At 63.0% G+C, this 6,000-nt stretch carries 7 protein-coding genes; 4 read left to right on the forward strand and 3 right to left on the reverse strand.

What is annotated here, in order from left to right:
* Window positions 1-101: 101 nt before the first annotated feature.
* Window positions 102-944 (reverse strand): LLM class F420-dependent oxidoreductase, encoded by an 843-nt coding sequence (locus tag QMK17_RS03395; protein WP_283507008.1) that lies wholly within the window; start codon window positions 942-944, stop codon window positions 102-104.
* Between the two features lie 19 nt (window positions 945-963).
* On the reverse strand, window positions 964-1,701 hold the full coding sequence (locus tag QMK17_RS03400; RefSeq protein WP_283507009.1) for a hypothetical protein: 738 nt from the start codon (window positions 1,699-1,701) through the stop codon (window positions 964-966).
* Window positions 1,702-1,779: 78 nt separating this feature from the next.
* On the opposite strand from QMK17_RS03400, the gene QMK17_RS03405 reads away from it, so the two are divergent.
* Window positions 1,780-2,634: a helix-turn-helix domain-containing protein gene (locus QMK17_RS03405; RefSeq protein WP_283507010.1), complete on the forward strand. Its 855-nt coding sequence runs from the start codon at window positions 1,780-1,782 to the stop codon at window positions 2,632-2,634.
* Window positions 2,631-3,020: a VOC family protein gene (locus QMK17_RS03410; protein WP_283507011.1), complete on the forward strand. Its 390-nt coding sequence runs from the start codon at window positions 2,631-2,633 to the stop codon at window positions 3,018-3,020. The genes QMK17_RS03405 and QMK17_RS03410 overlap by 4 nt, the downstream gene beginning before the upstream one ends.
* A gap of 42 nt (window positions 3,021-3,062) precedes the next feature.
* Here the strand turns inward: QMK17_RS03410 and QMK17_RS03415 are convergent, their stop codons facing one another.
* Window positions 3,063-3,740: a GNAT family N-acetyltransferase gene (locus QMK17_RS03415; protein WP_283507012.1), complete on the reverse strand. Its 678-nt coding sequence runs from the start codon at window positions 3,738-3,740 to the stop codon at window positions 3,063-3,065.
* A 148-nt stretch (window positions 3,741-3,888) separates the two neighbouring features.
* Between QMK17_RS03415 and QMK17_RS03420 the strand changes: the two genes are divergently transcribed.
* Both QMK17_RS03420 and QMK17_RS03425 read left to right on the forward strand, forming a co-directional pair.
* Window positions 3,889-4,092, forward strand: a complete 204-nt coding sequence (locus tag QMK17_RS03420) for a cold-shock protein (protein WP_068369974.1) — start codon at window positions 3,889-3,891, stop codon at window positions 4,090-4,092.
* Between the two features lie 191 nt (window positions 4,093-4,283).
* Entirely contained in the window at window positions 4,284-5,732 is a 1,449-nt protein-coding gene (locus QMK17_RS03425; RefSeq protein ID WP_283507013.1) for a DHA2 family efflux MFS transporter permease subunit, read from the forward strand.
* Window positions 5,733-6,000 lie beyond the last annotated feature (268 nt).

The raw sequence follows: 6,000 nt of genomic DNA on the forward strand, positions 1-6,000 counted from the left end.
AACCCCGGCCCGGTACGAGATTATGCCTGCGCAGGCTGTATCAGTCTCGGCGCCTGGCTGCGCTCAGTTCAGGAACCTGCCCTCAGTTCAGGAACCTGCCCTCAGTTCAGGAACGCTGCGGCGACTTCGCGGTAGGTGACCGAGGGATCGGCGTCGTCGGGCAGTGAATGCAGCGTGACGTGCGACGCACCGGCGTCGATGTGCTGGCGTAGCCGAGCGGCGATGGCAGCGGCATCGCCGTGTGCGACGAGAGCGTCGATGAGCCTGTCGCTGCCACCGTCGCCGATTTCCTCGTCCGAGTATCCGAGTCGTTTCAGATTGTTCGTGTAGTTACGCAGATGCAGGTAGGGGTTGTTCACGGGCGGACGGCCGATCTCGCGTGCCTTTTGAGGGTCGGCTTCGAGTACCACCTTGTGTTCGGGTGCGAGCACCTTGCCGGGGCCGAGGATCTCACGTGCTTCTGCTGTGTGTTCCGGAGTCGTCAGGTAGGGGTGCGCGCCTGCCGTTCGGTCGGCGGACAATTTCAGCACCCTCGGGCCGAGTGCTGCGAGCACGCGTCTACCGACTGGGACGCCACCCTCGTCGAGCGCATCGAGGTAGGCGACCAGCGCGTCGTACGGTTTCTGGTATTCCTGAACGGCTTCCGGATGTCCTGCACCGATTCCGAGCACGAATCGTCCCGGATGTTTCTTCTCGATGCGGTGATAGGACTCGGCGATCTCGGGAGCTGCAGCCGACCAGATGTTGACGATGCCGGTCGCGACGACGACGGATTCGGTGGCGTCCAGAATCTCCTCCGACGTTGTCAGATCGGCGGGAGGGGATCCACCGAGCCAGATCGTGCCGTAGCCGGCCGATTCGATAAGTCTGGCTAGTTCGGGCGCAATTCCCGAGTGGTGTCGCCAGATGCCGAGCGTGCCGAGGTCAGGTGTGTCGGTCGTCATGCTCGGGGTCAACGCCGGGTCATTGCTCGAGAATTCCATCGGCATCGGGTTCGATGATCCTGGTTTCGGGCCAGGTTCTCGGTGCAGGCCCGAACGCATCACGCGCGTTGCGGATGACGCCCTTGCCGATCATGCGATTGCCTGCGCCGCCGATGACCGCACCGATGCCCGCGGGGAGCAGTTTCCCGAACAACAGGGCGCTGCGCTTGGCCAAGTACTTCTGGACGAACTTCTTGACGAGGGACTTGTTCATCGTCGTCATCGCGCCGCCCGGAATCCGGGACGTGACGAGAGTGCCCCAGTTCTTGGCGGACGTTCCGACGGTTTTCTCCACGATCTGCATACCGGATTCGCCCAGGGCTACCGCGAGAACCAATGCGCGCCGCTGCTGATGGTCGTGCACCGGAATGCCGTGCACCGAAGCAACCGACAACGTCAGAAGGGCAGAGGACTCGATGAAGAATGCCGTCTCGGCGCCGACTGCGGCAAGCGAGGCGACCGTTCCGATGGCCGGTACGGCTGCCGCGCCGCCGACAGCGCTGCCACTGCTGGTCACGGCGAGAAGGAAGCGATTCTCAAGGCGTTCGATCAACTGCGCCGGGGTGTCTTTCGGGTGTGCCCGACGCATGTACGCGACGTATTTCTCGATGGCGGGTCCTTGAATGCGGCTGCCGTTGTCGAGGATGCTGACGAGTGCCTTCTCCAGACGCCCGCCTTCCTTGATGACGTCGACCTCATTGTCGTTCTTCTTGGCCATCGGCGCTCCGATCCGTGTCCGTGCCGATTCCCGGCCATAGTGCTGGTACCCGTTCGCCTACGGTTCTACCCTGCGTAGATGGCCGGTACCGATCGTGTGGGTCGATCCGAAGGCGCGCGGGCTCTACCTGCTGCGCGCTTGCGACCGTACCTGGCGTCGTACGACGGATACCGGATGGCCGGATTCGAAGCAGGCACACACATCGGAATGCCGAGCCCGAGGTTGACCGTCATTCTGGCGATCGACTCGAAGGTGGAGATAGTCAGTTCGCCGCGACAGGGTGCGTGCGCGTTCGAAACTCTCGCCAGCGGGATCTCGGTAGCGCCGGTCACCATTGCGCACGACGGCAATCAGCACGGTATCCAGTTGTCTTTCACGCCCGCGGGCGCACGGGCGTTGTTCGGAATCCCTGCTGCGGCGCTCGGCGACTGGATGGTCGATCTCTCCGACGTGCTTCCCGACGCCAAGGAGCTGGTCGATCGCGTCGCCGATCGGTCGGATTGGAACTCACGGTTCGATATCGTCGACGAGATTCTCTGCCGGTCTCTTCGCGAGCAGGATGTGGATCCACAGCTGTCGGAGGCGTGGAGCCGACTTGTCGACGCCGGTGGGTCGGCACGTGTCGGGGACGTAGCGCGTGAGGTCGGGTGGAGCCGTCGGCATCTGATCAACCGGTTCACCGCCGAGTTCGGGGTCACGCCGAAGGATTCCGCGAGAATCGCACGGTTCGACCGCTCGCATCAGCTTCTTCGGAGGATCGAGATGCCGCGGTTGTCGGATGTGGCGGCGCGCTGCGGCTACTACGACCAGGCCCACATGGCTCGTGACTGGCGGGATCTGGCGGGGGCGTCGCCGTCGCGGTGGCGCCGTGAGGAGAAGTTCGCATTCGTCCAAGACGCGGACGAGGAGCCCGAGCACAATTCGGTGCCATGACCACAACGAAAATCTGGCCCACACTCCGGTACGTCGACGCCCACGCCGCTATTCGATACCTCGTCGACGTGCTCGGATTTACCGAGAAAGCTGCGTATGGCGACGGCGACCGCGTCGATCATGCCGAACTGCGCTGGCCCGAGGGTGGCGGAGTGATGCTGGGGAGCGCATCTCGTGACGACAGCGCAATCGACGATCTGCCTGCAGGCGTCGGGTCGATCTACATCGTCACCGACGATCCCGACGCCGTATATGCCCGCGTGACCGCTGCCGGGTGGCGCCTGACGCGGGAGATGCGCGAGGAGGACTACGGGAGCCGCGGCTTCACCTGCCGCGACCCGGAGGGCGTCCATTGGAGCCTGGGAACCTACGCGGGAACCCCGTGATGTGCGGGCACGGCCTCGTCCGGCTCGACCGTCTGCGGTGATCTATGTGTCGACGTCGATCGAGACCTGTACGCCCCATTCCTGATAGCCCAGTCGTGCCGCGAGTCGTCGAGCGGTTCCGTTTTCGGAGCTCGTACGCCACTGCGGAATCATTCCCTCGTCGAACGCGTCGTTGGTAACGAGGCGGCCGACGACCTGGGCATTTCCATGCCGCCGGGCGCCGGGTGCGGTCAGTACGCCTACATCCGCCAACACGCCTTCCCATTCGAGATACGCGGCGCAAGACAACGGTGCTGCGGAATCGGCTGGTCGGTCGTCGTCGAGCAAAGTGAACCAAGATCGCCTGCGGGTCAGATCCGCGACGGCGACCTCGTCGGGTGCGCACAGGGTTTCGAGGGCCAGCACGTGAGCCAGTTCGTGAGAGATCAGCGGGTCGTGCCGAGCGATGGTGGTACTGATGTCGCCCGCGAAATGCAGCACAGAGTGATCATGGCCGGGACGCCCTCGCGCGGCGAGCTCTCCGTCGGTGTATTTGTTTGCCGATTCGACGCCCCGCTCGGGTCCGATCAGCACGCTGGAGTCGCCGAGACGCACGAATGTGACGGAGGTCTCATCTGGGGTGATGGCGATGTGCCGGGAACCCGGGCGCAACGCAGAGTCGTCGAGGCCGAGGCGCCTGGACCACGCCAGGCGAATGATGTCGTGATGATGGGAATCCACCGTGACAAGGCTATAACGAGCCCTCTGAAACCAAGCTTTTGGACTTTTTTCGCCCCGGTGTTTCGCTGAGGCGTGATCAATGGCAGTATCGCTTTTGAGATTAGAGCTTCGACGTGAAGATCTAGCTCGCTTACAGAAGGTTTACAGTATGACGCAGGGCAGTGTTAAGTGGTTCAACGGCGAAAAGGGCTTCGGCTTCATCGAGCAGGACGGTGGCGGACCTGACGTGTTCGTTCATTACTCGGAGATCCAGGGAACTGGCTTCAAGTCGCTCGACGAAGGTCAGCGCGTGGAGTTCGAGGTCGGCCAGGGCCAGAAGGGCCCCCAGGCCACAGGCGTTCGCGCTATCTGATCCCCTCAAGGATCGCCACCCGAAATTGCTGACGGCTTGACGCTGTCTTCAGTTCAGGTACCAACAAAGGCCGGATAGACGGAGAGCAATCTCCTGATATCCGGCCTTTGTGCTGTCTGCGGCTCCGACGCCCGTGCGTGCTGCGCTACCGACGTGGCCGGCCATCATTGAATCGATAGTGGGGGAGCCTTGTGAAAGCCGAAGTCGCAGTACGTGATACCGAGATCAAGCCGTGGCCTGCGCTGTGGGCGTTGTGTCTCGGATTCTTCATGATTCTCGTCGACACCACGATCGTTGCCGTCGCACAACCGGCGATCCTCGCCGGCCTGCAGACTGATATCAACAACGTCATCTGGGTGACCAGCGCTTACCTGCTGGCGTATGCGGTACCGCTGTTGGTGACGGGACGTCTCGGTGATCGATTCGGACCCCGCAACCTCTATATCGCAGGCCTCGTCGTGTTCACGCTCGCGTCGGCGTGGTGCGGGCTGTCGGGTTCGATCGAAATGCTCATCGCCGCCCGTGCAGTGCAAGGCATCGGCGCTGCGATGATCACCCCGCAGACGATGGCCGTCATCACTCGGGTCTTCCCGGCCGAGAAGCGCGGCACCGCGATGGGCGCGTGGGGTGCCGTTGCCGGAGTGGCCACCCTCGTCGGGCCGATTCTCGGTGGCGTCCTGGTCGATTCGCTCGGCTGGGAATGGATCTTCTTCATCAACTTGCCGGTCGGTGTCGTCGCGATTGTGTTGGCGCTCAAATTCGTTCCCGTGCTGCCGACCAACGAGCACAAGTTCGACATCCCCGGCGTCGTCCTCAGCGCCGTCGGCCTGTTCTGTGTCGTGTTCGGAATTCAGGAAGGGCAGAAGTACGACTGGGACGGCCGCATCTGGTCCCTGATCATCGCGGGCGTCATCGTCTTCGCGGTGTTTCTCTACTGGCAGGCAAAGAACAAGAACGAGCCGCTCGTCCCTCTTGCGCTGTTCCGCGATCGGAACTTCTCGATATCCAATGTCGGTATCGCTGCAATGGGTTTCGCGATGTCAGGGATGCTGCTTCCGGTGATGTTCTATGCGCAGAGCGTCACGGGGCTGAGCCCGACGCGTTCGGCTTTGCTGTTCGTACCGATGGCTGTGCTGACAGGTGCCTTGGCGCCGAACGTCGGCAAACTGGTCGACCGAATGCACCCGCGGTACATCGCGGGATCGGGCCTGTTTCTGTTGGCGGTGGCGCTGCTTGCGTTCGCTGCGGTGATGACCCCGACCACCGCGATCTGGAAGTTGCTGCTGCCGGTTGCGCTCATGGGCGTCGCGAATGCGTTGATCTGGTCCCCGTTGGCCGCCACAGCGACTCGTAATCTGCCGATGTCGCAGGCGGGCGCGGGCGCGGGTATTTACAACACGACTCGCGTGATCGGCTCGGTCCTCGGTAGCGCCGGAATCGGTGCTCTCATCCAGTCTCGTCTTGCTGCCGAAATTCCGGGATCGGCATCGTCGGGTTCGAGCGAATTCAGCGGCCGGGTTCCGGAGATGCTGCGCGACGGATTCACCACGGCGATGGCGCAATCGCTGATCCTGCCTGCGGCCGTCCTCGTGATCGGCACGGTTGCAGTGTGCTTCTACGCGAGGCCGGCGTTCAAGTAATGCGGCTTCGCCGCATGTGAGTGGAAATACGTCCCAGGGAGCCTGTTGCTGAATTATTTTGTCGGTGATGGATCCTGCGGCAGGGCTGCGGTGTTTCGGTGCCCGATGGGGGGTGTATTTCCTGTCATCGGGTGCCCGGGGGCCCGCAGGGCCCGTGCCGATCAGGCGAGCAGTGCGCCTCGGGTGATGTTCTTGGTGGTGAACAGTCGTTGGAGGTTGGTCACCGCCGCGGCGAGGGTGAGTTCGGCGTTGACAGCGCCGAGTCCGC

This window comes from Rhodococcus sp. G-MC3 (genome assembly GCF_030063335.1).
Classification (GTDB): Bacteria; Actinomycetota; Actinomycetes; order Mycobacteriales; family Mycobacteriaceae; genus Rhodococcoides.